General features: G+C 51.9%; 22 protein-coding genes. 4 read left to right on the top strand and 18 right to left on the bottom strand.

The features are described 5' to 3' along the window. Window positions 1–46 precede the first annotated feature (46 nt). The 3 genes from AC0YNV_RS22615 to pxpB are packed head-to-tail and all read right to left on the bottom strand — an operon-like array spanning window position 47 to window position 2,629. The gene (locus tag AC0YNV_RS22615; RefSeq protein ID WP_210046315.1) at window positions 47–823 is read right to left on the bottom strand and encodes an ABC transporter ATP-binding protein; all 777 of its coding nucleotides are present in this window, start codon (window positions 821–823) and stop codon (window positions 47–49) included. Next, window positions 795–1,874: a 5-oxoprolinase subunit C family protein gene (locus tag AC0YNV_RS22610; RefSeq protein WP_475770023.1), complete on the bottom strand. Its 1,080-nt coding sequence runs from the start codon at window positions 1,872–1,874 to the stop codon at window positions 795–797. Before AC0YNV_RS22610 ends, AC0YNV_RS22615 begins: the two co-directional genes overlap by 29 nt. Continuing rightward, on the bottom strand, window positions 1,871–2,629 hold the full coding sequence (gene pxpB, locus AC0YNV_RS22605; protein WP_475770022.1) for a 5-oxoprolinase subunit PxpB: 759 nt from the start codon (window positions 2,627–2,629) through the stop codon (window positions 1,871–1,873). The genes AC0YNV_RS22610 and pxpB overlap by 4 nt, the downstream gene beginning before the upstream one ends. A 389-nt stretch (window positions 2,630–3,018) precedes the next feature. On the opposite strand from pxpB, the gene AC0YNV_RS22600 reads away from it, so the two are divergent. Continuing rightward, on the top strand, window positions 3,019–3,831 hold the full coding sequence (locus AC0YNV_RS22600; RefSeq protein WP_475770021.1) for an IclR family transcriptional regulator: 813 nt from the start codon (window positions 3,019–3,021) through the stop codon (window positions 3,829–3,831). Window positions 3,832–3,966: 135 nt separating this feature from the next. Here AC0YNV_RS22600 and AC0YNV_RS22595 read toward each other — a convergent pair whose 3' ends face one another. From AC0YNV_RS22595 to AC0YNV_RS22575, 5 genes are all read right to left on the bottom strand, one after another. Continuing rightward, a complete protein-coding gene (locus AC0YNV_RS22595) occupies window positions 3,967–5,565 on the bottom strand; it encodes a response regulator transcription factor (RefSeq protein WP_475770053.1) in 1,599 nt (532 codons plus the stop codon). 10 nt (window positions 5,566–5,575) lie between these two features. Beyond that, complete coding sequence (locus AC0YNV_RS22590; RefSeq protein WP_475770020.1) at window positions 5,576–7,366, bottom strand: cache domain-containing sensor histidine kinase; 1,791 nt, start codon at window positions 7,364–7,366, stop codon at window positions 5,576–5,578. Window positions 7,367–7,540: 174 nt separating this feature from the next. Beyond that, window positions 7,541–9,241, bottom strand: a complete 1,701-nt coding sequence (locus tag AC0YNV_RS22585) for a type 2 periplasmic-binding domain-containing protein (RefSeq protein ID WP_475770019.1) — start codon at window positions 9,239–9,241, stop codon at window positions 7,541–7,543. 65 nt (window positions 9,242–9,306) lie between these two features. Then, the gene (locus AC0YNV_RS22580; RefSeq protein WP_475770018.1) at window positions 9,307–10,203 is read right to left on the bottom strand and encodes a carbohydrate ABC transporter permease; all 897 of its coding nucleotides are present in this window, start codon (window positions 10,201–10,203) and stop codon (window positions 9,307–9,309) included. Between the two features lie 3 nt (window positions 10,204–10,206). Next, window positions 10,207–11,100, bottom strand: a complete 894-nt coding sequence (locus AC0YNV_RS22575) for an ABC transporter permease (protein ID WP_475770017.1) — start codon at window positions 11,098–11,100, stop codon at window positions 10,207–10,209. Between the two features lie 273 nt (window positions 11,101–11,373). On the opposite strand from AC0YNV_RS22575, the gene AC0YNV_RS22570 reads away from it, so the two are divergent. Beyond that, window positions 11,374–12,087: a TioE family transcriptional regulator gene (locus tag AC0YNV_RS22570; RefSeq protein ID WP_475770016.1), complete on the top strand. Its 714-nt coding sequence runs from the start codon at window positions 11,374–11,376 to the stop codon at window positions 12,085–12,087. A 337-nt stretch (window positions 12,088–12,424) separates the two neighbouring features. Here the strand turns inward: AC0YNV_RS22570 and sigJ are convergent, their stop codons facing one another. Next, window positions 12,425–13,285 (bottom strand): RNA polymerase sigma factor SigJ, encoded by an 861-nt coding sequence (gene sigJ, locus AC0YNV_RS22565; RefSeq protein WP_475770015.1) that lies wholly within the window; start codon window positions 13,283–13,285, stop codon window positions 12,425–12,427. 298 nt (window positions 13,286–13,583) lie between these two features. Here sigJ and AC0YNV_RS22560 point away from each other — a divergent pair, with 298 nt between their 5' ends. Further along, window positions 13,584–15,155: a histidine kinase N-terminal 7TM domain-containing diguanylate cyclase gene (locus tag AC0YNV_RS22560; RefSeq protein ID WP_475770014.1), complete on the top strand. Its 1,572-nt coding sequence runs from the start codon at window positions 13,584–13,586 to the stop codon at window positions 15,153–15,155. A 112-nt stretch (window positions 15,156–15,267) separates the two neighbouring features. On the opposite strand, the gene AC0YNV_RS22555 is transcribed toward AC0YNV_RS22560, so the two are convergent. Continuing rightward, window positions 15,268–16,041: a hypothetical protein gene (locus AC0YNV_RS22555; protein WP_475770013.1), complete on the bottom strand. Its 774-nt coding sequence runs from the start codon at window positions 16,039–16,041 to the stop codon at window positions 15,268–15,270. A gap of 176 nt (window positions 16,042–16,217) precedes the next feature. On the opposite strand from AC0YNV_RS22555, the gene AC0YNV_RS22550 reads away from it, so the two are divergent. Then, on the top strand, window positions 16,218–16,373 hold the full coding sequence (locus tag AC0YNV_RS22550; protein ID WP_475770012.1) for a hypothetical protein: 156 nt from the start codon (window positions 16,218–16,220) through the stop codon (window positions 16,371–16,373). Between the two features lie 101 nt (window positions 16,374–16,474). On the opposite strand, the gene AC0YNV_RS22545 is transcribed toward AC0YNV_RS22550, so the two are convergent. The 8 genes from AC0YNV_RS22545 to AC0YNV_RS22510 all read right to left on the bottom strand — a co-directional run bounded on the left by AC0YNV_RS22545 (window position 16,475) and on the right by AC0YNV_RS22510 (window position 25,600). Continuing rightward, window positions 16,475–17,722 (bottom strand): ATP-binding protein, encoded by a 1,248-nt coding sequence (locus AC0YNV_RS22545; protein ID WP_475770011.1) that lies wholly within the window; start codon window positions 17,720–17,722, stop codon window positions 16,475–16,477. Window positions 17,723–18,078: 356 nt separating this feature from the next. Beyond that, window positions 18,079–18,630 carry an N-acetyltransferase gene (locus AC0YNV_RS22540; RefSeq protein WP_475770010.1) on the bottom strand — a complete coding sequence of 184 codons (552 nt, stop codon included), beginning with the start codon at window positions 18,628–18,630 and terminating at the stop codon, window positions 18,079–18,081. Between the two features lie 249 nt (window positions 18,631–18,879). Beyond that, complete coding sequence (locus tag AC0YNV_RS22535) at window positions 18,880–20,328, bottom strand: four-carbon acid sugar kinase family protein (RefSeq protein WP_475770009.1); 1,449 nt, start codon at window positions 20,326–20,328, stop codon at window positions 18,880–18,882. Further along, the gene (garR, locus tag AC0YNV_RS22530; RefSeq protein ID WP_475770008.1) at window positions 20,325–21,230 is read right to left on the bottom strand and encodes a 2-hydroxy-3-oxopropionate reductase; all 906 of its coding nucleotides are present in this window, start codon (window positions 21,228–21,230) and stop codon (window positions 20,325–20,327) included. Before garR ends, AC0YNV_RS22535 begins: the two co-directional genes overlap by 4 nt. A 21-nt stretch (window positions 21,231–21,251) precedes the next feature. Continuing rightward, complete coding sequence (locus AC0YNV_RS22525) at window positions 21,252–22,280, bottom strand: sugar phosphate isomerase/epimerase family protein (protein ID WP_475770007.1); 1,029 nt, start codon at window positions 22,278–22,280, stop codon at window positions 21,252–21,254. Between the two features lie 125 nt (window positions 22,281–22,405). Beyond that, window positions 22,406–23,359: an aldo/keto reductase gene (locus AC0YNV_RS22520; RefSeq protein WP_475770006.1), complete on the bottom strand. Its 954-nt coding sequence runs from the start codon at window positions 23,357–23,359 to the stop codon at window positions 22,406–22,408. A gap of 349 nt (window positions 23,360–23,708) precedes the next feature. After that, the gene (locus AC0YNV_RS22515) at window positions 23,709–24,224 is read right to left on the bottom strand and encodes a hypothetical protein (RefSeq protein WP_475770005.1); all 516 of its coding nucleotides are present in this window, start codon (window positions 24,222–24,224) and stop codon (window positions 23,709–23,711) included. A 209-nt stretch (window positions 24,225–24,433) separates the two neighbouring features. Further along, window positions 24,434–25,600, bottom strand: coding sequence for an iron-containing alcohol dehydrogenase (locus AC0YNV_RS22510; RefSeq protein ID WP_475770004.1), 1,167 nt, complete (start codon window positions 25,598–25,600; stop codon window positions 24,434–24,436). Window positions 25,601–25,610 lie beyond the last annotated feature (10 nt).

Below are 25,610 nucleotides of genomic sequence, written 5' to 3'. Positions count from 1 at the left end.
CTAAAAATTTTACGTAGCTTGACACTTGCATTCCCGGTAGCGAGGCTTATATTTCGTTGGACATTTGATTCCAGATTTCCCTCTGCAGCTCCTTGAATACGGGATCGAAGCGGATATCGTAAAAAGGGCGGGGGCGCTTCAGATTGATTTTGAACTCAGCCTTGATGCGTCCGGGACGGGCAGACATGACGATGACCCGGTCGGATAATGCGATGGCTTCCTCAATATCATGGGTAATGAACAATACGCTTTTGCCGACCTTCTCCCATATCTTCAGAAATTCTTCCCCGATCTTGACGCGCGTCTGCGCATCCAGAGGGCCGAACGGCTCGTCCATCAAATAAATATCCGGATCATAAGCAAAGGTGCGGGCCAGCGCCACCCGCTTCCTCATACCACCCGATAGCTGCTTGGGATGATAGTCCCGGAATCCTTCCAGTCCGACCATCTTAAGCAGACGCTCCGCCTCCCTGATCTGCTCGTCTCTTGGCAATCCTTTGATTTCCAGCGGAAGCCGGACATTGTCAAAAGCGGTCTTCCATGGCAGCAGGGCGTCGTTCTGAAACACCATCCCCACTTGATCGGGAACACCCTGAACCATCTGACCGTCAATATAGGCCGCTCCCTCAGCCGGCTGGAGCAGGCCGGATACAACCTTGAGCAGCGTTGATTTGCCGCAGCCGCTGGGTCCTACCACCGAGACGAATTCCCCGTCCGCCACCGACAGCTGAACCTTCTCCAGAGCAACTGTGGTTTGAGTTTTTGTATAATATTCTACCTTTAAATCCCGAATCTCAAGTTTCGGACGATTGCTGTTCTCCATTCGTGATGACCTTCTCCCCTACTGATTTCTCTACCCTTGCCGGTCCCTGAGGGGACTGCAGTTGATCCAGTCCGCTGCGCAGCGTCTGGATAGCAAGCTCGCGAAGCCTGTATTGTTTCTGCGCTTCTCTTAGCGAAATCGCCTGAAAACGCACCTTGCCGCCAGGATTGACCTGGGCCAGCAGCGGCAGATCTGTAGAGATGACCTGCGCGATCTTCGGATAACCTCCGGTCGTTTGGCGATCGGCCATTAACACAATCGGATTCCCATCCGGCGGCACCTGAACCGTTCCGAACGTTACGGCTGCGGATATCATCTCCGCCTTATTCTTAAGCTCCAGCTTGCTTCCTGCAAAACGGTAGCCCATCCGGTCGGATTGCGGCTGAACCGCATAGGGCTCGCTGAAGAAATTGGACAAGCTCTCTCCTGTGAACAACTGGTATTCCTCCCCGACAATGACCTGCACCGTCGGATCCGGGGAATAAGGCGGGAGGATATCCGGCGTTACCGACCAGTGGCTGACAGCGCCGGATTCGTCCGCTTTGGCCGCCAGCAGGTCCAGCATGCTCAAACTGCGGGCAGACATGCTGCCAATGGGAAGCTCGTCTCCCAGGCGAAGCGCACGGCCTTGGAAGCCGCCGATTCCCGCCCGCAGATAAGTCGAACGGCTGTTCATCTCAAGCGGCACATCCAGTCCTCCGCCAACCGCAAGATAAGCGCGGCAGCCCCGACTCATCCTGCCGAACTTCAGACGGCTTCCCTCCGGCACGTATATCGTTCTCCACAAGGGAAGGGGCGTGCCATTCAGCGTTGGGGACAAATCGCCGCCGCATACGGAGATCAGAGCCGAACCTTCAAATCGGATTTCCGGACCGATTATAGTAATCTCCAGACCCGCGTCCGTCTCCTCGTTGCCCACCAGCAGGTTGGCCACCCTCAGGGCGAAGGAATCCATGGCCCCGCCTACGACAACGCCGTATTTTTGAACGCCGAATCTGCCGGAATCCTGAACCGTTGTCAACAGCCCTGGTTTGTTTATCAACAGACTCATGACTTATGTTCCTCCCATTGATCGAACTCCATGCGCGGAATGGGATAAAAGCGGACGATGTCACCCGCTTTTAACAAGGTTGGCGGCATGAGCTCCGGAAGAAACAATCGTGTAGGGGTTCTGCCGATCAGCTGCCAGCCTCCCGGCGTTTCTATGGGGTAAACCCCCGTCTGGTCTCCCGCGATTCCTACGGTCCCTACCGGTATCGACAGTCGCGGGGTTGGCCTGCGCGGGGTTGAGATCCGCTCCGACATGCCGCCCAGATAAGCAAAGCCCGGCGCAAAACCGAGCATGTACACCAGGTAATCAGCAGATGTATGAATGCTTATCACCTCTTCGGGCAATAATCCATTATGATCTGCCACCGCATCCAGATCCGGTCCAAGATCGCCGCCGTAGCATACCGGTATATTAACAATCCTCTCCGGCTCGTCGGAAATATCCTTCAGCTGCAAAATAATTTTATTCACTAATCCGGCAGCGATTTGAAAGGGGAAATCCCTGTCTTCCTGCCCCACCTCATCCGCATATTCCGTCATCAGCGTCAAGCCTTCGTAATAGATGGTAACCGACGTGAACGCCGGCACGTATTCAATCAGCCCGTTAAAAGGATGGCGCTCCAGATAGTCGGATAGCTGTCTGACCCGTTTGTGGGTCTCCAGACTTATGACATCCCCTAATTTAACAATCAGCCCGGAATCGCCGAGCGGAACGATCTTTACTTCCCCTGAAGGGGTCAGTCCGCTGTTCATCATGCCGGAACGACACCTCTTCGCATATTAAACCCATCCTTGCCGGTCGGGAATAATGCCCTGCCCGGCAGCATCGGTGATAATCTCAATGATTCATACCTATTAGTGTTGTATGTCATGAACAACCTCCTGAAGATTGAAAGCAAAAAGATAAGCGTAACGCTCTTCCAATTCACCGCCTTTTGTCATTCGGGTAGCCCTATTATATAATTAAATTCCGAATTTCGGTATCTTATATCCGAATTTTGAAACCCGATATATACGATCATTATAGTAGGTAATCAGCAAAAATCAAGAGGAAATTAATTTTTTGTCGATTTATGTTATGTCAACCAGGCATGATTCATTCTCCCAGCCATTTTGGTGTATACTGGATAGGCGATATTTTGAAAATGAAAATGAATAAGCAGCGCGCAGCACAGGAGGAAAAAGTGTTAAATAAAAACAAAACTATCATCCGGTCCATGGATCTGCTTAATCTTTTTTTGACCCATACGAGACTGACCATTAATGAAATCTCGCAGCACTCCGGCGTGCCCAAAACCTCCGTCCACCGGATGATCGGATCGCTTGAAGAGATGGGATTTCTGCATAAAGATAAGAACGGACAATACTCACTTGGCCTCATGTTTCTGCAGTTCGGGAATTTGGTCGCGGAACGGCTGGACATCCGGCATATTGCCCTACCGGTCATGCAGAAGCTGCGCGACGATGTTGAAGAAGCGGTCCACCTCATCCTGAAGGATGGCCATGAGTCCATTTATATCGAGAAGCTGGATACGGATCATCCCGTCAGACTGTTCACAAAAATTGGCAGGAAGGCTCCTCTGTATGCGGGAGCGTCCTCGCGGATTTTTCTAGCTTTTATGCCGGAGAATGAGAGAGAGGCGTATCTGGAAGAGGTCGAGCTGAAGCCGATCGGCTCGGGAACCATCCTGAGCAAGGAGAAGCTGCGCGAAGCGCTGGAGCTGTCCAGACAGACAGGCTACAGCTTCAGCCGCTCCGAGCTTGAGAACTATACGGCAGAGCTGAGCGCGCCTATCTTCGACCATTCGGATCAAATCGTGGCGGCGATCAGTATCGCGGGGCTTAATGTACGGTTCGGGGAGGAGCAAATGCCCGCCCTGATCCTCAAGGTGAAGCATGCAGCGGATGAAGTGTCCCGCAGGCTTGGCTGCACGACTCCTGTTGGCCTTACCCGATAGCGGATTCATTGAACAGCAGAAAAAGAGGATGGCCCCGCGCCGTCCTCTTTTTGCTTAGGAGTATGTTCGCTAGAGCCAACTATCGGATCAGCTCAGAATAGAATCGGACCTTTCATTGAATAGGAATGCCTGCAGCTAGTCGCGGGTCGAATAATGATAATCTCTGTATTCCTGAGGCGTGCAGCCGACCCATTTTTTAAACAAGTAGATGAAATAGGCCGAGGTTTGAATGCCGACCCTCTCCGTGACCTCATACACCTTGATACCGGGATCCTGCAGCAGCTCCTTGGCAAGCTGGATGCGGGTTTCCTGGACAAAATCGGAGATGGTCTTGCCCATTTCCTTTTTGAACAATACGCTGAGATAGCTGGCGTTCAGATTGAATTGCTCGGCAAGCTGCTTGACGGTCCAATTCTCCTGCACCCGTTCCCCGATAAAGCTGGCTACCTTCCGGATCAGGTTGTGCTGCTGGTTGCTGTGCTCCTTCTTGTCGATCAGCATATACCGGTCCACATGCTCGATCAGAAGCTCGATAATCTGCCCTGTGCTGCTGCAGTCCAGCAGCCGGCGCCACATCAGGATATTCAATTCCCCGTCGGATCCGCTGCTTGGCTTAAGGGTCCGAACGAGCTCACTGAGAAAATTCATGCCAAACGCCTGCACATAAGAGAAGGAAAACGTCTCCTGCGCCTGCAGCAGGTCGAAGATCTGATTCATATAATCGCCGACTGCCTTCACGTCGCCAGACTCCATGAGCTTTACGACGCTTGGCATAAACTCCTCGCGCAGGCGGAAGTCCTTGAATTCTGTCGAATCCCTGTTCTCGTGCCGGACAATCTGTCCGTCTTCAATAAGACGGGCCTGCGCCATCATGAACTTGACTTCCTTGTAGAACAGCGGCACCTCGTTCCACTGGCTCCCCATCCGGCTGCAGCCGACGGTTACCGTGGCGCTGTACTGCTCCAGCATCATCTTCTGGATAAACTGCAGCTGCCTCTCGACCCTCACCCGCTCCCCGGGTGTCGGGTTCAGATGCAGAACGGTTATTTCATCCGGGGCAATCTGCGCCATGTAGAGCTGCTCCAGATCGGACAAGCCAACGTCTACGGTTTTTCTGAAGCCGCTTCCAAGAAGCACTCTGTCTTTGGCTTCCTTGCCTGAAGACAGAAAATGATCAAGTCCGATAACCATGATCCATAGACCCCGGATGCTTCCCGGCAGCTCCATAAGGCTGCTCCAGGAAGAGAGCATTTCTTCGGTCTGGGGGATCTCCGCAATCAAATCGCTGACGAAGCGCTCTTTCACCAGCCGGAGACTTCCCGATACCTTTTTCTCCAGATCGCTGGTCTGCTCGACGACACTCCGCATCTTATCCAATGTGATCTTAAGCGCAGTCAGCCGGCTTGACACTTCATCAAGCTTGAGCGGCTTCAACACATATGCCTGCGCGCCGACATGAATGGCATCCTGGACAAATTCGAATTCATTATAGCCGCTGATCATCAGAACCTGAATTTGCGGATAAAGCGTCTTGGCCTTCGCTACCAGCTCAATGCCGTTCATACCGGGCATCGACACATCGGAAATAAGCACATCGAAGGACGATTCGCCCATCAGCTCCAGCGCCTCTTCCCCCGATTCCGCCGAAACGGGATCGTCATAGCCCAGCTCCTGCCATTTGATATAGCGGACAAGCCCTATAATATTAGAAGGCTCATCATCGACAATCAGCACTTTGAGCAATTTACTGTTCCCTCCTGATGGTCGGCTGCTCCGGGCAAACCGGAAATACGATGGAAACCAAGGTCCACTCGCCTGCCGCGCTTTCCATAGTGAACGTTCCGTTTTCCCCGAAATAGAGAGCAAGCCGTTCCTTGATGTTGGACGTCCCGAACCCGTTGCCCTTCCCTACATGCGTTCCCTCTTCAATCGCGCTCAGGATATCCCCGGGAATGCCCTGGCCGTTATCATAGACGGACATCCGGATATTTCCGCCTTCTCTTGAAACGGAAATGCGAATGACCGCATTCTTCCTGCGTGTAATGGCCCCGTGCAGGTAACAGTTCTCCACAATCGGCTGCAGCACCGTCTTGATCGTATAGAAGTCAAGCACAGAGCTGTCGATATCCCATTCGATCTGAATCCGGTCCGGGTACCGGAGCTGCTGAATATCCAGGTAAGCCTTGACATGCTCCAGCTCTTCGCGGATCCGGATGACGCTGATCTTGTTATTCAAGGCCAGCCGGTAAAAGGTCGTCAGCGCGTCGATGATCACAATTTGCTCGGAATCCTGCACATCGAGCGCCCGCCAGCGGATCAGGCTGAGCGAATTGTAGATGAAATGGGGATTGACCTGCGCCTGCAGCGCCTTAAAGGCCTGCTCCTTCTCCTTCAGCCCGGCCCGCGTGATGCCCTCCACAAGCTTCCCGAGCCGCTCCGACATGGAATTGAACATATTCTCCAATTCGCCTACCTCATCTTTCTCGTGGTTGCGGACGTTCACTTCAAATTCGCCCCGGGAAAGATCGCTCATCCGGCTGCCCAGCTTGCGGATGCGCCGGACGATGTTTTTGACAATGGTCATCATGAGGAAGATCGACAGCAGCAGGAAAAAGAGCGTGATACCGACAATCAGATACAGCACCGTCCTGTTCTGACTGCCCATATATTTCATATGAACCAATGCCACCACGTTCCAGTGGGAGGAGAGGGGCTTAGTAATCAGCAGCTCCTTGACCTGGGTCAAATCATAAACACCCGCCTCATCTCCATCCTCTCCGGCGTCCGGCCATTCTTTTGACAACATAAGGCTGCCGATCCTTGCCTTGTCCGACGCAGCGAGAATCCTCCGCGATTCATCCACAATGTACAGGCTCCCGTCGCCATTGAAGGGATGGTCTAGCAGTTCGCCGAAAATGGCATCATAATTAAGCAGAATATAGACCATCCCGAGCACATTCCCCGAGGCGCTGATGATTTTGCGCGTAATGACGATCTGTTTGGGATTATCGCGTGCATTGCTCCATTGAAGCGGACTCGACGATTTCATTGCGTCGTTGTACCACGAACGCTCGTCTCTGCCTGCCAGCATTCTCTCCTCCGGCCGCCACAGCAGCTGCCCGTCCTGGACCAGCGTCTCATTGGTATGATAAATGCGGAAGTCGGCGATACCGGGCAAATATCTGCTCGTAATCAGGAACGTCCGGTCTACATAATTAACCGTATCTACAATCTCGGGCATATCCGTATATTCCCGTTCGAGCCGGGCGATCAGCTCGCCGTCGGTAGCCGTCCGGACGGCAAGCAAATCATAGCTTTGCTTGGCGAAATCGACATTGCGGGCGGTTTGCCGGACTGTCTCGTCGAGCGTAACCAGATAGCTGTGATGGAAGCTGCGGATCACCAAATAGATAGCGCCGCCGCCAAGGACAAGTGTGGGCAGCAGCAGGATCAGGCCGTACAGGATTAAAATTTTGCTGCGCAGATTCATCCCGCGGGTGAACCCGATGATCATTCTTTCCAACCACAATTTCAAAGCACTGCACTCCTTTCACATGCACCAACCATATCATATGCATGGTGAAGCACGCATAAACGGGAGCCGTCCTTGTTGGACGGTTCCCGTTTCCTGATGAGCTAAAATGATGTCCGAGCTTCATCGGAAGCAGCCTTCACGACTGCTTCCCTTATTTCAACCGGACCTTTTGCGCTAGGCTTTTGCTGTTTCCTGCAGCGTCTGGTTCCATTCTTCCTTGAGCTCGCTCCAGTGCGCGCGCTTCTCGATGGCGGCCTGGAAATCCTTCCAGGCTGACTCGAATGCGGCGTCGTCCTTGGCCATGATCAACTTGGCCTTAAACTCCTTGCGCACATTTTCCAGCTCAGGCAGGTATTTCTCCCATAGGCCTCCCGCCTTCGCCTTCACCATATCCTGCGGCTCGGCGATGCGGATTCCGCCCATCTTGCCGATTTGCTCAGAGAAGTCGATTGTTTTCTGACGGCCCTTCGGCTCGGTTACGCCGTAGTTCCACCACGGATACCATTCATTGCTGTAGGAAGAGGCCATATACAGACCGGGATTGGTGCTCGCGACCTTCGCCGCGTCCCCGGAATCGTGCAGCTCCTGGTAGTTTTTATCGGTGAAAACCCATAGTCCGAGCGGCTTATCCACCCAGTTCCAGAACACGCCGGCCGGTCCTTCGGCGGCAACCTGCTGCTGCTCGGGATTTTGCGTCAGCGTATAATCGAAGAATTTCAGAATGGCTTCCAGGTTTTTCGTGTCTTTATTAATAAATACATCATCGGCCGGATACGGATTGACGATCTGATTGGCGCCGATGGCGCTCACCCCGTCGACCTGCGGGTATGGAACGGCCTCATAGTACCATGCCGGCTCCGTCGGTCCATCCAGAACCTCCCACAAATGCGCGTCCATATTGAAGAATCCGCCGGCGTTCATCGCGATGCGTCCCGTTTTGTTTTTCTCCTTGTAGCGCTCGCTCTTGTCCGTGATCGCCTCGTGATCCAGAAGATTCGCACGGTACATCTTGTTCATCCATTGGTAGGCGGCTTTATATTGGGGATTATCATAAATAAATTCGTAGCCGTCACCCTTTTTCTGAACCGGAATGACGCCCCCCGCGGTGGCCGTCGATACCCCGAACGTACTCAGAATCACGTTCTCGTCATTCGCATCCGAGAGGAAGCTCAGCGGAATGAGCGGTTTGCCCGATTCATCCGTCTGCTTCGCCGCGAGTTCCAGATATTTCTCCACGCCGCCGATCGTTTTGAGATCGTCTACGGTCAGACCGGTTTTCTCCAATACGTCGGAGCGGACGAACCAGCCAAGGGAGGCCCAGCCCGGCCACGGATCTTCGGGATTCTGGTCGAACCATGTTGGAATCGACCAAATATGGCCGTCCTTATCCTTCATCGCGTCCAGATACAGCTTGGGGATCGCCGCGAGTCCGGGATATTTGTCAGGCATATCAAAATATTGTTCAAGCGGAAGAACCGTGTTCGACCGGATCATAGCGGACGTAACCACATCGCCGCGGGCAAAAATGGCCGCATCATCAAAGCCTCCGGTGTTCAGCTTTAGATTAAGCGCTGTCATGGCATCGCCCTGCGTAGCCTCCAGCTGCACGTCGATGCCCGGCTCATTCTCCCTCCAGTATGTCTGTACCTTACTGTCATTGTTGATCGTTGCCGTCCAGCCGAGCCACAGCTTGAAGGCTTTGGACCCGCCGGCTCCCTCAGCGGCATTCGTTCCGCCGTCAGCGGCTGAGCCGCTGCCGGAGTCTGCATTGCCATTCGAACCTCCGCTGCCGTTCGAGCATGCCGCCACCAGAAACATAAGCAGCGCAAGGGTCATGGCTCCCAGCCATCTTGCTCTCTTTTTACGTATAATCATGAATTGCTTCCCCTTCCCTTTTCTCGTTTGGTATTTGATGTTTCCTTATACCCGCCGCTTTTCTCTTACCCTTTGACAGAGCCGATCAGGACTCCTTTGACAAAATACTTCTGCAAAAACGGATAGACACAAAGAATCGGAAGCGCGCTGACCATGACGGTTGCCATTTTGATGGACATCAAGGTGACATTGGAAATCATCGAGCCTCTGGCCAGCGCCTCCTGATTATTATTCGAGCCAAGAACCGCCGATATGTCCTGCGCGGACAAAAGCTGCTGCAGAAACGTCTGGACAGGGATGAGATTCTGGTCCGAGACGTAGAAGGCTCCGGCAAACCAGTCATTCCAGTGCCAGACAGCGGTGAACAATCCGAGTGCCGCAAGCATGGGCTTGGAGAGCGGTAAAATAATGATAAGCAGAATCCGGAAGGGATTCGCGCCGTCAATTTCCGCCGATTCGGTCAGCGCTTCGGGAATGCCCTGAATGAATTTCATCATGACGAACATATTCCAGGCCGAGAACGCGGATGGAATGATGTACACCCAGAACGAGTTGAGCAAGGACAAATCGTTGAGCTGGATATATAAAGGGATCAATCCGCCGCTAAACAGCATCGTGATCAGGATATAGCTGAGAATAACCTGCCGAAACGGCAGCTGCCGGTAGGACAAGCCGAACGCGACCAGAATCGTTACGAGCAGTCCAATAATCGTTCCGATAATGGTACGGGCAATCGTGATCAGATAGGCATGCTGGATGACGGAATTGCCGAGAACCACCTCGAAGTTATAAAGCGTAAATTTCCGCGGCCACAGATAGACGCCGCCTTTGGCCGCATCGCTCCCCACATTCAGAGCAATGGAAAGCATGGACATGAACGGATAGATGACCGATGCACACAATAGAAGCATCAGCGCAATGATAATAATCTGACTGACCTTGTCGCTTGCTGAACGTTTCATTGCTTACCAAAGCCCCTCCCCGTTGAATTTCCGTGACAGCTGATTCGTACAGAGCACCAGGATCAAGCTGACGATGGAGGAAAGCAGACCGACCGCCGTTGCCATACCGAAATAACCTTGCTGCAGGCCGCTGCGAAGAATGTACGTGTCCAGCACATCCGCTACCGGCTGATTGGCCGGATTCATAAGCGGATAGATCTGATCCATCCCGACGGCTATCAGACTTGGCATACTCAGGATCAGTACGATGGAGATCGTAGGCAAAATGCCGGGCAGGGTAATGCTGCGCATCTGCGCCAGCTTGCCGGCTCCCTCAACCTTGGCCGCTTCATAGAGCTGCGGATCGATCGTGGTGATGGCCGCCAGGTACAAAATCGTATTCCAGCCGACTTCCTTCCACAAGCCGCTCGCCACAATCATCGGACGAAACCATTCCGTCGATCCGAGGAAGAAGACCGGTTCGCCGCCCATATTGACAATCAGCTGGTTGACGATCCCCCCGTCCAGAGTGAGCAGGGATTGCAGCATATAGGCGACGACGATCCAGGAGAAAAAGTGGGGCAGATAGCTGACTGACTGGACGATTCGCTTAAAGCCGGTATGTCTCAACTCATTAATGAGGAGCGCAAGAATAATGGGTGCAGGGAAACCGAAAACAAATTTGAGCACGGCGATATAAAGTGTGTTGCCTACCACAACCCAGAACTGGTCATCCTGCAAAAAAGAAAAGTTTTCAAATCCGACCCATGGACTATTCCACATCGTAAGGCCGATATGAAAATCTTTGAACGCTACTTGAATGCCGACCATCGGAACATAGCTGAACAAGAACAGCAGGACAACGGCCGGTACAATCATCGTGTACTGCCAGCGGTATTTTGTCAGTCTCGCAAACATTATGTCACCCCTTTGCACTCATTATAGGGTTTGAATGTAAGCAGTTCCATATCACAACGATTGGATTTCCATCGTTTTGATTGGAGAAAAAAGCAGGCTAGGAAATCGCATAGGGCAGCTGTCCGAGGAAAAAGCGCTCCATTGGGCTTTGGGTGCTGCGGAGTTTTTTCGGGGAATGCTATCCTTTTTACTATAGGATTCTGCCCAAAGGTTTGCCTAAAACAAACCGTTTTGGTAAGTTTAAATCTACGTATACCAAGGGGAGGACGGGATATGCGCTACTATAAGCCCCATGAGATTGCCAGAGAGCTTCACATCAGTACGAGCGCTTTGCGCCATTATGAATCCTGGGGGGTTGTGCCGATCCCCGAACGAGCCGCGAATGGTTATCGGCTTTATACGGCGGTGCATCTGGCTTATTTCCGCTGTCTCCGCACCATGTTCGCCGGCTTTGGCGTTGCCGTCACCTGTGACGTGCTGCGCCATATTCAGAAATCGGATATGGACTCCGCCTTCTGGCTGGTCAACAAGGAGCAGGCAAGTCTGCATCATGAAAAAGAAGTAGCCGACCAGACGCTTGCGCTGCTGCAGGATTCCGAGCTCGCCATCCTGGCTGGCAAGAAGCTGAAAAACAGGATGAACATCGGCGAGGCTGCCGCTCTAACCGATGTGCAGGCCTCGGCTATCCGGCACTGGGAGAAGGAAGGGCTGCTGACGCCGGACCGGGATCCCGAGAACGGTTACCGGGTTTTTACGTCCACGCATATCAGACAAATTCTGCTCATCCGCACCTTGAGGCGGACCGTCTATTTTCTGGATAATATGAGGGAAATTGTTCAGGCCGTGGAGCATCATAGCATGGAGAAAGCCAAAAGAGTTACAGAGGATGCCCTGTTAAGCATCCATGAGCGCAACCGCCGGCAAATCTATGGGGTTCATCAATTGGTAGAGCTTTGCAAAGAGGCAGGGTTGGAAACGCAGGGGTAATGCTATTCTTTCATAGCTACAAGGCAAGAAGAGTCGGAACGTACGGACTTTCCTTATTTTCTGCTGATCAAGCGGGCCGTGCGATGCGGTCAAGCCTTCGCATTTATACAATTACTTATAAAATACCTACAAGCTTCTATTCTTCCATTTTACATTTAAGTTCTACCTTTTATGGTAATATATTGCTCACATTCAGTTATTGCGGGAAGAATCGGCTATCGCCCTCCCGACGCCTTTTGCATAGCAAAAACAGGCATCTTTTGCACCAGATAAGTGCGCAAAAGATGCCTGCTTGATTTCGTTCCTTTCCGTTTCCTGCCAATGTTGGGAGGACACTTTATAAACGCCCCAGCTTATCCGGGTTGCGGATCATATAAATATTGCGGATCAAATTACCCTCGACATGCATAAGCCCAACGGCTTCGATGCCTTCGCCAGAATGGACAACCAGTCCTGTTTGGCCGTTGATATCCCTTACCTCGATACGCACGCCTCCCTCGTAATGGGGAGCCTTGCGAATGAGACCGAGAAGGAATCTTGCGACAAAATCGCTTGATGCGATCGGATGGACGGCGGCGAATGCTTTTCCTCCGCCATCGGAGACCAGCACGACATCCTTGGCGAGCATGGCTACGACCGAATCCACATTATTCTGCTCGAGGGCCTCCAGAAACTGGCGGACCCACTCTTCGCCCGCAGCTTCATAATGGACCGTCTCATCCGGACCGATTCCCATCTTGCCGCGCGCACGGCTGAGCAGCTTGCGGCAGTTCGCATCGCTTTTGCCCACAATCCCGGCAATATCGGGATATTCGAAGCCGAGCGCTTCACGGAGCACGAACACCGCCCGCTCCGACGGAGACAGCTTTTCAAGCAGCACGAGCATGGCATAAGATAACAGCTCACCGCGGACAACCGATTCGAGCAATTCATCATCTGAGGTTGGAATGGGCTCAGGGAGCCATTCTCCAAAATACCGCTCCCGCCGCTTGCGGGCCGACTTGTTCAAATCGTGGGCGCGGTTCGTCACCATTTTGCACAAATAGGCTTTCGGCTCCTCAGCCAAACCCTCCGGCTTCACATCGTACACCTTCACGAATACATCCTGCACAACGTCCTCCGCATCGGAAGCCGATCCGGTCAGCTGATAAGCAAGCGCAAACAGCAGCCCTTTATACTGCGCATATAACTCCTGCACTTTACCACTTCCAATCTTGTCCTCTACAGCTGATTGCCTTATTTTATCACTCGCCGGATCCGAAGTGAATGTTCTCATGGGCCAGCCAAGCTTTGCCGATCAGAATCACCTTATATCAGTTTGCATATAAAACGATTTACAGGCTTTTTTTGTGACAGTCTTTCATTGGTAAGGACCACCGCGTCGAATCTACAGTTTGAACGTCCAATATGGTAAGATTGTGCTATCCGCAAGTTCCCCCCTGATTCGACTTTTTCAGCCCTGCCAACAAACTATAATGATAATGGGGAAAAAGATTATGGGATCCCAAATTACGATGTATATTTCGTTGATCGCAACTTCGGGCGTACTTTGCATTTTTCTAGGCTTCTATGCATTTTTCAAAAAGCAGGAAATACCCGGTGCGCGTACGTTTATCATCTATATGACGGTACAGGCCATTTATATATTCGCTTACGCCTTCCAGATGTCAAGCACCACGCTTGCAGCGATCAAAGGATGGACGATTGTGGAATATATCGGAATCTCATTCGCCCCTGTGATTGGCCTGATGCTTATTCTGCGATACATAGACAGGCCGATTTCACGCATGACCGCGGCGCTGCTGTTCGTTATTCCCGTCATTACGCTTGGGATGGTGGCAACTAATGACTTCCACCATTTATTCTATAAATCTCTGGAGCTCAGAGCAGGTTCTCCGCTTCACGCAACCGATGTGGTCATCGGAGAGTGGTATATCGTGCATGGGGCCTTCACCTTCGGATGCTTGCTCGCCGGAGTCGTGCTGCTTGCCAGGGAATGGAAAGCAACCAAGAAAGCCTACCGCAAGCAGCTGGCGACGCTCATCTGCGGACAGTTCATCCCCATGATATCCGCTTTCATCTATCTTATGGGGCTCACGCCCGAGGGCATGGACCCTGTGCCTCTCGTTGTCTGTATCACGTCCTCGATGTACATATGGGCGATCGTAACGACGAGGATGCTGACAATTGTGCCGATTGCCAAGGAAAGCATTTTTGAAAGTATGCGGGAAGGGGTAATCGTTCTGGATTCAGCGGAGCGGCTTATTGACTTCAATGGCGCCGTAAGCCGAATGCTTCCGGGGCTGAGCATCGGGATGATCGGCAGAAAGCTGGATGAAGGCTGGACGCGGCTGACAGGCTCGCCTTTTCCGGATATACAAAGCACGGACAGTGTGCAGGAAGCCAGCATCAGGACGGAGGACGGCACCACCGCTTACTACCAGATCCGCTCCTCCGTGGTCAGAAGCCGCGGCGGCGAACGGGCGGGAAGCCTGCTCATGCTGATCGATGTCACGGAACAGCGGCTGCTCCAGGATCAGCTCAAGCAGCTCGCTTACTACGATGGCTTGACCAGAATCTATAACCGTACGCACTTTATCCAGCAAAGCAAGGAAATGCTGCTGCAGGCTCATCTCCAGGATCAGCCCGCGTCATTTATATTGTTTGACATCGACCACTTCAAGCAGGTCAACGACACCTATGGCCATGAAACCGGCGACCAGGTGATCGTGCATATGGTGACGGTCTGCCGGCGGGTGATCACGCAGGATATGCTGTTCGCCCGTTACGGGGGCGAAGAATTCGTGCTGGCTCTGCCCTCCTCTACGCTTCAGGAAGCAGGCAGGCTGGCAGAGCTGGTCCGGACCAGTCTGGAGAACGAGCCCCTGGTCACGAATCACGGGACGATTACGGCGACCGCCAGCTTCGGCGCCGCGCAATCCTTCGAGCATGGCGATACGCTCGAATCGCTGCTCCGGGCCGCGGACGCGGCGTTGTACGAAGCCAAAAGAGGCGGACGCAACCGGGTAGAATTGGCGCAGCAATCCTCCCCCGTGTCACTCTGGTAGATTGGCCGTAGCCGTTCGTTCAGATGCATCTCCCCTGGCAATCCGGGTGCGACGCTCGTTCCATTGCTCATTCTATGCTGATGCGAGATCACAGCAGATCCACATATCGATCTTATCCGAAGCTTGGGTTTCCACAACCAATGCGCCATATGCGATCCGGTGCTCCGCTCTGCGGGCCATTCAAGCTGTCCACACTGATTATGGAAGCTGGATCTGCCCCGTGCTGCGGGTGGCCGCCACGATCTGCCATATTGATACGATCCGGCAATCGCGAAGCGTTCATGCCGCTTAGAATAATGATTGCGAGCAAGGCGGCAATGGACAGACTTACGATTGCCGTTCTCACAAGCCTCTGGCGATGCGATTGGATTGGCGGGAATATACCACTTGCGGCTATACGTTCATAGACTCTTGATTTCATATACCATAGAATGGCAGCACAGACCCCGAATCCGCCCCATATCAAAAACAATGTTCCAAACCGGAGCGGCGATTGCGAGAAGAGCAGCATATGCAGGCAGTTCACGACAGAGGCTATAAAAGCCGCGGCGAACGGAATCGTAATAACCGGATCGTAAAGCCGCAAACGAAGGTCTTGCTGCAGCTGCCCTTCCATGGACGGGGCGGAGTCCGCAGCAGCGGCTTTTATGAACGGCAGCGAGAATGTGAAAATGGCGGCAATGGATAACAGAAACAGCGGAAGCTGGATCATAATTTTATCCTCCACGTATGCCCAATCCGTCGACCACAGCATAATGGCCGCGCCCGCTTTGATCCCGGTCATCGCTATCGCCGTGTACAGCCATAGATGGACCTTTCGGATATTGGAGCGCAAAGCGGCCTCTGTTTGTGAACGAAGCAAGCCTTTGGCTTTTGCATAAGCCATCCACCAAAAAAACACAAGTAAAAAAGTCATCTCATATTCAATCAGCAGCCAGATTCACATAGCGGTTGTTCTCCTTCGTTTCGGTTTGATCATTAGTGTACGAGACGAATGTGTAGAACAGTTGGAGAATTCATGCTTTTTGTATGGAGAGACCGTATTAGACCTTTTCTATCGCGTTGGCACGAAAGAACGGAAGTCGTCAGGAGCGGGACTTAAGTCTTGAGATTGCCCGGCAAATCGTGATTGCCTACGGTGGGGGGATTGAAGTCAAGAACGCCGTCGGAGGCGGCGCTGAATTTGCGGTGCTGCTTCCGGAGAAGACTGCTTTGTAACAATCAGGCTTTAATTAAACCAGGGATGCGGCACTCCCAATATAACGACCAAATCGTGACGGCCGAGAGTCAATGGTCCATTCATGCACCGGCACTTCGTCTCAGCCTGCTTTCGGCAGTAGAATAACAATCTCTGTCCCAATGTTTTTCTCGCTGGTTACCCGAACTTTGCCGTGAAAGGACCGGATTATTTGAAAACTGATCATCATGCCTAATCCTGTACCGCTTTTTTTCAGGGAATAAAAGGGTGAACCAAGCCTGTCAATCTCCTCTTTTGTCATACCGATCCCTTGGTCTTTAATGCTGATTTGTATCTGTCCATCGCCCGTTGGGGCACAGCTTGCCCAGACCGTTCCCCCATTTGGCATGGACTCAATGGCATTTTTCAAGATATTAACCAAACATTGATTCAATTTTTGGGGAACCGCATTTGTCCAGCAATCATCATTGATATCCGTAGTGACCGTAACATTTTGAGATGTCGTGTAGCTGTCGAGTATATTCAGGATACGCTGCAGCAGATTTCCCACATTTACTCTTTCCGTGCAGTTTGTTGAGGGTTTTCCGAATAACAGCAGGTCATTGATAATTTCGTTCGCACGGTCCAATTCTTCAATGGATAACCGGATATATTTCTTCTTTTGATCCGTTAGATCAGGCTCGTTCAGAAGCTGAAGAAAACCGCGGGTAACCTGCATGGGGTTCCTTATTTCATGTGCGAAAACACTGGTTAAATCACTGATGACCTGCAGCTTCCCCGCATTTTGCACCTCTAATCGGAGCTGATGAATCTCTTTCATATTTTCGTTTAAGGTGGTGAAGAACCAGATCACGAGCAATATAAAAGCAAGGTGAACAGCTTGTACGCCAAGGCTTTCCCACGAAACATTTCTAAGCGTGCAAAACCAGGTAATGCCACCAAGCGTATAGAAAAGAGAAAGAAAGATGGCAATTTTGACCTTCTTGGCTTTTTTTGCTTTTTCAAAGGGCTTTTGGAAATATAATATAACAGGCATAGCGGTAAGTAAGGCAAGAACTGTCGTATAAAACCCGGTGTCAAATCCAATATAAAGCCGATATAGGATGACAAGAACTGCCAGGATTACACCTGTTCCAAATCCACCGTATAACGTCCCCATCAGCAGAGGAATGATCCTTATGTCCAATCGGTAATTTGAAGCAATCGCGGGAAAGGACATGCAAAATATAAGCGAGAGTCCCCATAAAGCTGACAATACCAACCTCTGAGTTTTATCATTCTTTAGCCTGTCGTTGACAAATGTATGGTAAATAAACATAGGCAGTGCTATAAGCGTCAGCTGCAGCACAAAATCCTTTATTATCGTCATGTTCTTTACCTGCCATATTCTCGAGTAATAAAACTCAGTTCTTCTATCTACGTTTAGATTTTCAACATAAAGAGGCATATCTCCTGCATTTGCAGGGGTGAAACTATAAATTCTATAAGGTCAAAAAAACTGCCCCTCAGGTCGATCAAGACCTGACGGCGGGCAGCCTCTGCTCCTCATCTTCAATTTAACGCGGCATACTGCCGTCCCACGGCAGCAGCCGAATAATGCGGTAAGTGCCGGAAGCAGCTCATAGAACTCCGATTATCGATGTCTGCCTTAAGCCCCTCATACTCGGACAGAAATGAAACCCATGACAGATAATGGCGCACATCCTCTGGCAAGGGCAAGCCCGTTCAGTCATACCGCTTCTCATACTTGCTGAATTCTCCCATGGAATTGGAGGCCAGCCCTATATATTCATAGCCGCAGGTCCGGTAGAACCGGTTCAGCACTGCATTATTCGCGATGCAGTCCAGCCGGATCCGGTCCTTGCCCGCAAAATGAATGCCGGAGCCGGCCCAGCGTACGATAGCTTCACCCAGATTAGTACCCGCGGCTTCCCGGTTGATATTAAGGCGGTGCAGATAGACGGAGGATTCATGACCCTCCTTCCCCCACAGCTCCCTGTCCCAGGCGCTCTCCTTCAGCATGAGCATGACCATGCCCGCCAATACTTCTCCCTGCATGAAAATATAAACCTCGCCGCGCTTGATGGCCTCCGGTGTCCGGTGGGAATCCTCGCCCTGCAGCAAGCCGCTCCACTGCGTGGAATTTTTGCTCCGCAGCCATTCGGCCGTGCGGACGAGCAGCTGCAATACAGCCTCCGTATCCTCCGGTTTGGCCTGAAAAACATTGATGTCCCCTTGAATGACTCCGATTGAATCCGTACGCGCAAATGATGGCACCGTCATATTCCTCCTCTTAAAGCAAGCCTTATTATTGCTTCAGTTTATCAAAATAAACAGGTTTGCGTAATGCTCTGTCCTTACCATTTATCCCCTCTGCCCATCATCCTGTAGAACCGGAGTTCCTCCAGCAAAAAAAAGAGCGAATTGCAGCACTGATTTCGTCAAACATAACCGGCAAAGACAAATAAGAGCCGGACATCAGGCTGCCGCAGCAGCCCAAGTCCAGCTCGAATGGTTACTCCAATTCTACTCTATCAGCTGACCCTCTATCTTCCGGACCGTCTCCAGGAGCGTTCGGTCATCCCCTACATTTCCAGGGAAAACGATGTAAGGAACTCCGGAAAATTTCGCTTCTTCACCGGTCAGCCAGACAGGCACGCCTGCAGACACTTGTCCGAGCACTCTCGCTTTGCGGATGTTCAATCCTTTCGTCGCGACATCGCTTGCTGTAATCCCGCCTTTTGCGATGATGAATTTGGGGATGACCTGCAGGGAGCGCACGAGCTCCACGAGGGCCGCGGATACCGCCTGGCTGATTTTCATATTCTCCGCCTTGTTGTTCGATGCTACGAGTTTGCGGCTGCTGTATACCGCGACATTTTGCCCCTGAGCCAGCCGCTGGTTCACCTCTGAAATCAGCCGGTTCAATTCGCCCGCCCGTTCAGGAGGCTGCAAAATCCGCCCAACTTCCATTTCCAACGGGAATATATCGGTGCCGCTCAGCAATTGCACCAGCTGGCGCGTGGTCTTCTGCACATAGGACCCGACAACAACCAACCCGCCGTGGGATTCCTGTCCCTTCGCTGTCAGCCGCTCTCTTGGCAGATAGTCCAGATGCCCGATGCCCCCATACGATTTAACGAAAGAGGCTCCGGTCCGGAAGATGAACCTTTTCCCCTGCTTCTCTGCCTGCAAGAGCGCAAGGGAAAGAACATCGAGATCCTCATAGGACATGCAGTTGATGATCACCGGCACATTTCCTTCAACCCGGAGAAGAAGCTCTTCTACTGCGGCGGGCCCCCGGCGAAGCTGTTCCAAGGTGATGACCGTACAATCCTCCGGCTGAAACCGTCCCTCAGTTTTTTCCGCGACCCATTCCGTCAAATCCCCATGTTCATAGCCAAAGACCTTGTCTTGGGCAAACTCGGTTTGATGAACCGGAATCAGCGTGTCGCCTTCCAGAAGGTAATGGGTATTCCGGTAGGTTACGCGCCCGCCCTCGAAAAAGGCCGGAACCAGCAGATGTCCATCATAAGCTTTGCCCGTTAAGCCGTGTATCTCCGAAGATAAAACATCGATCTCCAAAGGGTAATATCCGCGCAGGGTGGAGTCGCTCCGGCTGACGAAAACAAAACCCTTTCCCGTTTCATCCGCCACCTCCTGCACATGCCGGGCAATTTCGCGGTTTATTCGCTCCGCTTCGCTCGCTTCTACGCCGCGTGTATTGGTCAGGATATAAAAGACCGTCTCCGGATTATCAAACGCCTCGCGCAGCAGCTCCTTGTCCCACTCCGTCAGGACGTCAATATCATGAACCGTTTGAACGCCTGTCGGATCGTCATCCAATACAATGATCTTCCGATTGCCGGATTGATTGGCCTGCCTGATTTGCTCCCGAAGATTATCCCCCTGCCATACCGGCGGCAGCTGCGAGTGGATCGTGGAATAGGACAGCTCCTTGCCCCCCTCCCTCATTGCCGCTCCTCCGCGCCGCTTACGGTGACGTTCGCCAATCTCTCATAATACTGCACGATGCCCCCATGATCATGATGGGCTTTGCCATCGACCTTTAAGGCATGGAAGATCTCCAAAAGCTGACCTGTCAGGGGCAGCGGAACACCGATTTCATGGGCGGTCTCCATCACATTGGCGATATCCTTCAAATTAATATCAATTCTTCCGCCTGCGACGAAGTTCCTCTCCAGAATCAGCGGCAGCTTCGCATCCAGGACAGCGCTTCCAGCAAGTCCCCCTCTAATGGCCTGATACATCTTATTGATATCGATTCCGGCTTTTGCAGCCAGCACGAGGGCTTCGGACATGGCGGCAATATTCAAATTCACCATGACTTGATTCGCCAGCTTCGCCGTTGCGCCCGCACCGTTCCCGCCTACCAAGATCACATCTTGTCCCATCACGTTCAAGACATCTTTTACATTCTCGAAAATATCCTCCCGGCCGCCCACCATAATGGCCAAGGTTCCATCTATCGCTTTCGGTTCCCCGCCGCTCACCGGCGCGTCCAGCATATGCAGGCCGCTCCCGGCCGCCTCGCCTGCAATCTCCCGGGAAGCTACGGGCGTAATCGAGCTCATGTCAATGATAACCGCTCCTGCCTTCGCTCCCTTGATAACCCCGTTATCTCCCAGCACCACTTCTCTGACATGCCCCGAGTTTGGAACCATGGTAATGATAATATCGCTGTTTTCGCCAACCTCTTGGGGAGAATTCGCCGCCGCGGCGCCGGCAAGAACTAATTGATCTATCGCTTCCTGATTAATATCATATACAGTCAACTGATAGCCTGCCTTGATCAAGTTCAGGGACATCGGCCTGCCCATAATGCCTAATCCGATAAAACCAATCCGCTTGTTCATTATGCTTCCTCCCTTAGACGATCACTTTTGCACCTTCGTACGATTCATCGCAGCCCGGATCTGTTCAAGAAACCCGCGGACTTGATCATAAGGAGGCCCGGAGAGCGCTTTGGGATGACTTGCATCCGAGTTCGCCCATATCGTCTCCAATGGAATATGGCCTCTATACCCGCTGAACCGGATTCGGGTAAAAAGCTCGTCCAAGTCCGTTACGGTCTCCGTATGAAGTCCGCCGGGCAATTTCTTGACCTGGAAGTTATACGTGTAGGGGAGAACGGCTTCAATGTCATCATACCAGGCATAGCCTTCACCGGTGGGTGCTCCGAACGTTTTGTAGCAGCCCGTATCGTTAACCACACCCAGATTGGGGTGATTGGCCCACTGCAGAATCCGGATGACCTGATCGGCAGTCGAGGTGATATCTCCATGATTTTGCATACCGATCCTGATTCCCCGCTGCGCGCCATACTCGGCACACTCTATCAGAGCAGGGACAATTCTTTCCTTTGCAACCGCTTCCCAATTCGTGCCTAGAATATCTGCAGGGATTTCTCCGTTGAACACCCGCATGACAGGCGCCCCCATCACGACCGCGACATCCATCCAATATTTGATGCGCTCAATGTCCATTGCCCGTCTCTCGGCGCTGGGATCGGCAAAATCGTTCTTGATTCCCGTACCGCTTATTTCAAGGCCCAGCTCATCGCATAGCCTTCTAATAGTTCGGGCATATTCATAGATTTCCTCATCCGGTTTGGATGGCAGCGTGAAATTCTCATAGCCGGGGATGAAGTAGCAGGTGATATCCACCGAGTCGAAGCCCGCCTCTTTGGCATACCGAATCAGCGACATTGTGTCTACTGGAGGCGCGCCGTCCGGCTTGCCCTGCAGCCACGAAAACAAATTATGGCTGAAGCTGTATAAGTTAAGGCCCAGCTTGTAATCTCCTGTGTAATACGGCCCTTTATGGCTCTCAGTCAAATAGCGGCTGGTTGGAATTTGTTCGTATACCTTGGCTAGCGATTGTTCATTGATTTGGACATTACTCATTGACTTAGCTCCTCTCAGGCAGGCACCTTTAGAAAAATGCAGGGCACCCGAGGGTACCCTGATTCAGGAAACTAAATTTCACTAGCTCACGCGCAATTCAGACTTCTGTTCCGGCACGGTATGCTTCAAAACGGAGGCGAGTAGATAAAATCTTTGCTTATATCATCGAGCGCTTGCAGAACGTCCGCAGAGAGATCGAGGTTCACCGCGTTCAAATTCTCGTCGATTTGCGATTCACGGGTCGCGCCGGCAATGACGGTGCTTACCGCAGGCTGGTGCATCAGCCAGGCAAGCGAGAGCGCTGTTGCAGATGTTCCGATCTCCACCGCGATCTTGGCCACCTGCTCGCCCAGCTGCACCCGTGCGGAGCTTACCCGCCCTGCAAAGTTGGGATTCTTGTCCAGCTGCGAGCCGTCCGGAACGGAGCCTCCCGAATATTTGCCGGTCAGAATTCCACCTGCCAGCGGAAAATAAGGAATGACCCCGATTCCCTGATCCACGCAGAACGGAATAAGCTCCCGCTCCACGCCGCGGTCTGCCAGCGAATAGCCGGGTTGAACCGATATATACTTGATCAGATGCTGACTTTCGCTGATCGCCAGGGATTTCATCATTTGCCACGCGGCATAATTCGAAGCCCCGACGTATCTTACTTTTCCGGATGTAACGAGATCATCCAGAGCGCGGAGCGTCTCGTCAAGCGGGGTCTTCGGATCAAAAACATGGATCTGGTACAGGTCCAGGTAGTCTGTCCGCAAGCGGCGCAGACTTTCTTCGAGTTCTTTGAAAATATGCTGACGCGAGGACCCCCTGGTGTTCGGACCTTCTCCGCGCTTGATGCCCACTTTGGTCGTAAGGATCACCTCATGGCGCCGTCCTTCGAACGCTTCGCCAATAATCTCTTCCGATTTGGTGCCTGTATAGATGTTGGCGGTATCAATAAACGAGATCCCGTTGTCAACAGCGTGATGCAGCACCCGAATCGATGTTTCCTTGTCTGCCCGTCCACCGAATGCATTCGTTCCCAATCCCAGCACCGAGACTTCCAATCCGCTTGTTCCCAAATTCCGATATCGCATACCATATTCCTCCAATCTATTCATTTTCCCGATTAGTATAGCATGGAAAGCTCTATTACGCTGTTGAATAGAGTCAAAAGATAGCTCCTTAAAGCCCGGTGAAAAAATCAGGCTGCGCATGCGAAAACGTCTTTTCGATATTTCGCAAGTGCTGCATGCAAGCTAGTGCTTGTCAAGCGGGAATAACGCGAAGCCATCCGGCTATCTATTCGTAAGAATGCCATTTTTCCCCTCTCTTGATAATTAGACTAAGGTCCTTTTCTTTGTTAGAAATTGTCGTAAAATAAACGTTTTAGTCACACGACATAAAAAGCCGCTCTGTATGAGCGGCCCCTATTATACGTATGCATTATTTTTTGATAGGCACCTCATTGATCCAAAATACATAGTTTTTTTCCTTACTGAAGTCCTGCTCTGCTGGTTCAATCCAAAAGTAAGCTGTTTTGCCAGGCCTTATTGTTATCGGACTAGTGGGACCATCATTTGGGCCAACTGATTTTTTATAAACATATTGACCTTCCCTGTCGGGTTCAACCAATAAATTCTCCAATCGTCCATCAGGCAATTGATAATAATCAACTGAAGCAATGTCCATATCATATTGTAGGCCAGACGGAGAAAACAGCCATGGTTCGATTGCAATATCATGATCTGTATTGTTCGTCCATATAAATGAATCGACATCCCAATAAAAACCAAGATAACCCATAAAGAATTCATTCGACTTAATATGATACCCATAACCAATAAAGTAATGAACATCTGTCGTTTCTAGAGTTGAAGCAGGAGCTGCAGATACTGACTGTGAAGCAAAAAGTATTGATACAACTATAGCCATTGCAATAATAGATTTCCGAATCCGCATAAATGAATCCCTCCATTTTTTTCGAGATAGCGATTCGTATCCATCATGCCACGGTTCCCTCATTTTGCCAATACTTTATTGCCCGAGCCCTGATCATGCAACAGGCGTTTTTAGTGAAGGCGGCATATTCCGGAGTGCCTGCTTTCTTAATCGCCGCCAGCGCCGCGGATGCTTTCCAGTTTAAGATTCCTACCCGCTAATTCCGATACTCAAATCACATCATCGTAGGCTTGCTCAAGAATATGCAGGTAATCCCCGGCGCCAATCGGGCGGATATTGCTTGGCGTTGAATTATTCTGCACAGCCAGCTCGACGATCCGGGGAAAATCCTCTCTCCGCACGCCCGGCAGGTCCTTCAGCTTCGGAATTTCGAGCCCTGCCGTAAACTCCCGAATTCCGGTGATCATTTTATCAATGGCGGCCTCGTCATTATCCAGCTCTGCGGCAAATTTCATGATACGCGCGAGCGTGGCGTGGATCGGCTTCTCTTCCTGCGTGTTAAACTTCAGCACATAAGGCAAAAACACCGCGTTCGCCACCCCATGGGGGGTATCGTACAATCCGCCAAGGGCCTCGGCCAGGCAGTGAACAGCCGCAACATCGCTGGAGCCAAAGCATAATCCCGCGAGCAGACTGCCCTCCAGCATGCTATAACGGGCCTGTTCATGTTCGGGATCGCTGAAGGCGGCCGGCAGAGCAGCAACAATCGTCTGCATCGCCCTCGCGCCAAGCGCCTGCGAGATCGGATTGGTCACTTTGCATGTATAGCCTTCAATCGCATGAACCAAGGCATCAACACCCGTTGCTGCAGTGACGGACTTCGGCACGGTGAAGGTCAATTGCGGATCAAGAACCGCAAGCAGCGGCCGCAGCGAGGCATGCTTAAGCGTAAGCTTGCGATGCGTGGAAGACTCGGTAATAACCGAGGAACGCGTCACTTCCGATCCGGTGCCTGCCGTGGTCGGAATACAGATGATCGGAGCGATATTGGTGTACGCCCGCCTTCCCTCACAATAGTCAACCGGGGTGCCTCCATTCGGACCCAGCAGGGCAATCGCTTTGGCCGTATCCATTGCGCTTCCGCCGCCAATGGCAACGACAGCATCCATGCCCTGCTCAGCGAAGAGTCTGGCCCCGGCAAGACATTCTGTATCCCTTGGATTTTGCGAGAGGGAATCGAACCGAACAACCCGGTATCCTGAGGCTTCCAGCGCATTTTGAATCGGTGCGGATAATCCCGCCTTCACGACGCCCGGATCACTGACCAGCAGAATGGATGAACCGATCTGCAAGGATTGCAGCAGCTCGGGCAGCTGGCCGGATTTGCCCATCCCCATCTCGATTCTCGTATTACAATAGTAGCTATAATCCGTCATCAATGCTTCC

It is taken from the genome of Paenibacillus sp. JT31N11 (assembly GCF_056269285.1).
Note: the sequence above shows the minus strand (reverse complement) of the source record. Positions and strands in the feature narration are given on the sequence as shown.

Excerpts from the sequence above, each read along its gene's own strand:
- AC0YNV_RS22615 (WP_210046315.1), bottom strand. The coding sequence starts at position 823 with ATGGAGAACAGCAATCGTCCGAAACTTGAGATTCGGGATTTAAAGGTA.
- AC0YNV_RS22610 (WP_475770023.1), bottom strand. The coding sequence starts at position 1,874 with ATGAGTCTGTTGATAAACAAACCAGGGCTGTTGACAACGGTTCAGGAT.
- pxpB (WP_475770022.1), bottom strand. The coding sequence starts at position 2,629 with ATGATGAACAGCGGACTGACCCCTTCAGGGGAAGTAAAGATCGTTCCG.
- AC0YNV_RS22600 (WP_475770021.1), top strand. The coding sequence starts at position 3,019 with ATGAAAATGAATAAGCAGCGCGCAGCACAGGAGGAAAAAGTGTTAAAT.
- AC0YNV_RS22585 (WP_475770019.1), bottom strand. The coding sequence starts at position 9,241 with ATGATTATACGTAAAAAGAGAGCAAGATGGCTGGGAGCCATGACCCTT.
- AC0YNV_RS22580 (WP_475770018.1), bottom strand. The coding sequence starts at position 10,203 with ATGAAACGTTCAGCAAGCGACAAGGTCAGTCAGATTATTATCATTGCG.
- AC0YNV_RS22575 (WP_475770017.1), bottom strand. The coding sequence starts at position 11,100 with ATGTTTGCGAGACTGACAAAATACCGCTGGCAGTACACGATGATTGTA.
- AC0YNV_RS22570 (WP_475770016.1), top strand. The coding sequence starts at position 11,374 with ATGCGCTACTATAAGCCCCATGAGATTGCCAGAGAGCTTCACATCAGT.
- AC0YNV_RS22560 (WP_475770014.1), top strand. The coding sequence starts at position 13,584 with ATGGGATCCCAAATTACGATGTATATTTCGTTGATCGCAACTTCGGGC.
- AC0YNV_RS22555 (WP_475770013.1), bottom strand. The coding sequence starts at position 16,041 with ATGGCTTATGCAAAAGCCAAAGGCTTGCTTCGTTCACAAACAGAGGCC.
- AC0YNV_RS22545 (WP_475770011.1), bottom strand. The coding sequence starts at position 17,722 with ATGACGATAATAAAGGATTTTGTGCTGCAGCTGACGCTTATAGCACTG.
- AC0YNV_RS22535 (WP_475770009.1), bottom strand. The coding sequence starts at position 20,328 with ATGAGGGAGGGGGGCAAGGAGCTGTCCTATTCCACGATCCACTCGCAG.
- garR (WP_475770008.1), bottom strand. The coding sequence starts at position 21,230 with ATGAACAAGCGGATTGGTTTTATCGGATTAGGCATTATGGGCAGGCCG.
- AC0YNV_RS22525 (WP_475770007.1), bottom strand. The coding sequence starts at position 22,280 with ATGAGTAATGTCCAAATCAATGAACAATCGCTAGCCAAGGTATACGAA.
- AC0YNV_RS22520 (WP_475770006.1), bottom strand. The coding sequence starts at position 23,359 with ATGCGATATCGGAATTTGGGAACAAGCGGATTGGAAGTCTCGGTGCTG.
- AC0YNV_RS22515 (WP_475770005.1), bottom strand. The coding sequence starts at position 24,224 with ATGCGGATTCGGAAATCTATTATTGCAATGGCTATAGTTGTATCAATA.
- AC0YNV_RS22510 (WP_475770004.1), bottom strand. The coding sequence starts at position 25,600 with ATGACGGATTATAGCTACTATTGTAATACGAGAATCGAGATGGGGATG.